We start from the raw sequence: 2794 nt of genomic DNA, 5'->3' as shown, positions 1-2794 counted from the left end.
ATGAAATACATCAACCTAAAGTATGAAAGTATAAAAAAAGCTTCTCATACTAAAGTATGAGAAGCCATATTACATCATATTTATAAGAGATTTTAGTTTATGCATCTGCCTGTTCTTTAAGCAATGTACTAATAAGTTCTGCACGACTTGATACGTCATATTTGGAATAGATATTACGCACATGGGTCTTGACTGTACTCTCACTTATAAAAAGCATCTCAGCAATTCCCCGATTTGATTTACCTGATAAAATTAATTGGAGAACCTCATTTTCTCTTTCAGTAAGAGGCGCCAACATTTTTGTTTTCTGAATAATATTCATTTGTTCCGATTTGCTCATACCATCATAAACTACAAGATAAGCATGATTTTTAATTAATTTCGTAAGTTGACGATTCAGAGGTGGTAAAATAATGAGTGTTATACATACTACCACTAGAGCCATAACAGCAACTTCTGCATTAGGCAATTGTATTGAGGTAACCCCTATTCCAATCATATCACCACAGAGAACTCCAAATACATTGGCAGCAAGACCAATACCAAAGACCTTAACAGGATTCTTAGCATAATCTAACATTTCACCAATTATACTCCACCAAAATAAATCAAAAATACCACAAGCTCCTAACATCAATGTGTTGACAACAATATAATCATAAACTCCCCGTCCTAAATACATAAAACTAATAAACGAAGCCATAATCATTGCCATCCCAATATATAAAATCTGTGATCCTTTGATTTTATTAGGTAGGTTCCGCATAAGTATGAGGGCAACAATATAAGGGACAGCCCAATACCAGCTTACTAAACCAATTAAATGTTCAAAAGCAGGGTTTATGACTTGATACATAAGACCAGAATTAATAGTAATAGTACCAACAAATAGAAACAACATTACAAGCGACTTTTGAATACTTCTGGACTCTTTGCCTTCCTTTTCTTCTATCCGTATTTTATTTGTTTCAGTTGGAAGTACCCAAATACACAACATACCACCAACAAGACAAAACATAGACATAATAAGTCCTATAAAGGGAGATATATTAATTGCTACCACATTGATAAATATCATGGCAATATTGGAATAGATCAATACATCCGCACAGGTTTTAATCCGTTGGTTTTTAGGTGTAAATATCTTGAGAAAATATCCCCACGAAGCCACAGCACAGCCTCCAGCATACCCACTAACAATCAACCCAATAGCCCACAAATTGCTTATACTAAAAAAGAAAGGTATAGTTGCAATAAGGCACACTCCCATGCTGCTAAGCATAGTGCGCCTTGCCACAATTGGAGATTTAACTACTAAACCACAAGAAAAAAGTCCTATAAAATGCGCTATAATAGCAGACAATATATACCCAGAAGGATTATAATCATAATAGTCAATAAGACTATACAGAACCTGGCCTTCGAAAACAAATGATAATAAGTAAGCAAATAGTAAGGCAAAACCGCTAGTAGATAAGCTACGCCTATTGGTCGTGTTTAGCATATTTATGTAGTCACCGCCTGTACAGATATTTCAATCAGTTAAAAATATTTCTTAAATTGTATTCATTAACAAGTTAAACTTTCTAATTCATTAGTTATATGAGTATTAATAATATATTAGCACAAAATTATAAACTATGTAAATCATTATTTACATAGTTTTATTTCATCTTTTAGATAAAGGTCAAATCTCATTTTATTTGCAATATTTAATATTTTTTGCTATCTCCTTTAAGCTTGTTTCAACATTTGTAATTTTAAATTTTTCCTGATTATTAGCATATCCTTTGATACCAAAGAATATCATTTCAGCCCCTATTACACTAAAAAACTTTACCTAGTAGGAAAAATGTAGGCAATGTAAAAGGTGGCTCGCTATCAAGTCCTACAGGAAGTATTAATGGATAGTTACTAAAAATTTGTCCCCCATATAAATCAACAAATGGGGGAGTGGAATAAACCGTAAGACCTTCTGCTGTCCATTCTGGTGTATCTGTATCTTCCCATATCATTCTGTTGAGGCCCCACCATTGGTGAATAATTTCATGAGCTAATATTTCTTTACCTACTGCACCTTTGATGGGATCAGTAAGTAAATATATGGAAATGAGGTTTCGCTCATATTGCTTACACTAACTTACCCTTTTTAATCCAGCTGGTTATCAAATATTTTTTAATTACCTATTGACAATTCTTAGCTGGACTGTTTTTAATTTTTTTAACTCCTTATATATCTTTTTTACAATATAAAATACATAGCTGTAGTATTCTTTGTATTTTTCATACATCTATATTTCATCTAATCCCATTTTTATGAATTCCTTTACATTTTCATCATAGTTATACTTTTCAAATTCAATATTATAAATTGCTCCTTCTGACCAAATTACATCAAAAGATTTTTCTTGAAAATTCAAGTTTTCCATCAAAGACCTTTTTGTCACAACTCGATTACTTAAGTTTTTCCTATCAATTTTTTCTTGCAATTTATTTAAAAACTCTTGAAGCACATCTATAGCTATTATTTGTATTTTTTGCAAGAACCATTGTCTGTGCTCCTGTTTCGCAACCAATATCAAGTATCCTGGCAGTCTCTCTTAACTCAGGATATACAAAATTTACACAAGACCCTTCTTGTAAGCATTCACCGTCACGGGAAAACAATATTTTATTTCCTTTCTTTAATTTGATTTCCACATCGTAATACATATACTATTTCTCTCCAGAACCAAATATAATCTTTACTTCACATATTTATTATTGATACATTTAATATTAGTTGCGTTTTTAA

At 31.8% G+C, this 2794-nt stretch carries 4 protein-coding genes; all 4 read right to left on the bottom strand.

Annotated elements, in window-relative coordinates; translation table 11 throughout:
- Window positions 1-97: 97 nt before the first annotated feature.
- Window positions 98-1297 carry a LuxR family transcriptional regulator gene (locus tag VK998_RS11785; protein ID WP_325228563.1) on the bottom strand — a complete coding sequence of 400 codons (1200 nt, stop codon included), beginning with the start codon at window positions 1295-1297 and terminating at the stop codon, window positions 98-100.
- A gap of 529 nt (window positions 1298-1826) precedes the next feature.
- Entirely contained in the window at window positions 1827-2015 is a 189-nt protein-coding gene (locus VK998_RS11780) for a hypothetical protein (RefSeq protein ID WP_325228561.1), read from the bottom strand.
- A 276-nt stretch (window positions 2016-2291) separates the two neighbouring features.
- The gene (locus VK998_RS11775) at window positions 2292-2513 is read right to left on the bottom strand and encodes a class I SAM-dependent methyltransferase (protein WP_325228565.1); all 222 of its coding nucleotides are present in this window, start codon (window positions 2511-2513) and stop codon (window positions 2292-2294) included.
- A complete protein-coding gene (locus tag VK998_RS11770) occupies window positions 2491-2712 on the bottom strand; it encodes a hypothetical protein (protein WP_325228558.1) in 222 nt (73 codons plus the stop codon). Before VK998_RS11770 ends, VK998_RS11775 begins: the two co-directional genes overlap by 23 nt.
- Between the last annotated feature and the right edge of the window lie 82 nt (window positions 2713-2794).

The organism is Schnuerera sp. (assembly GCF_035459645.1).
Lineage (GTDB): Bacteria > Bacillota > Clostridia > Tissierellales > Tepidimicrobiaceae > Schnuerera.
The sequence above is the reverse complement of the archived record's forward strand: the minus strand, read 5'-3'. Positions and strand labels throughout refer to the sequence as shown.

Excerpts from the sequence above, each read along its gene's own strand:
- VK998_RS11780 (WP_325228561.1), bottom strand. The coding sequence starts at position 2,015 with ATGATATGGGAAGATACAGATACACCAGAATGGACAGCAGAAGGTCTT.
- VK998_RS11770 (WP_325228558.1), bottom strand. The coding sequence starts at position 2,712 with ATGTATTACGATGTGGAAATCAAATTAAAGAAAGGAAATAAAATATTG.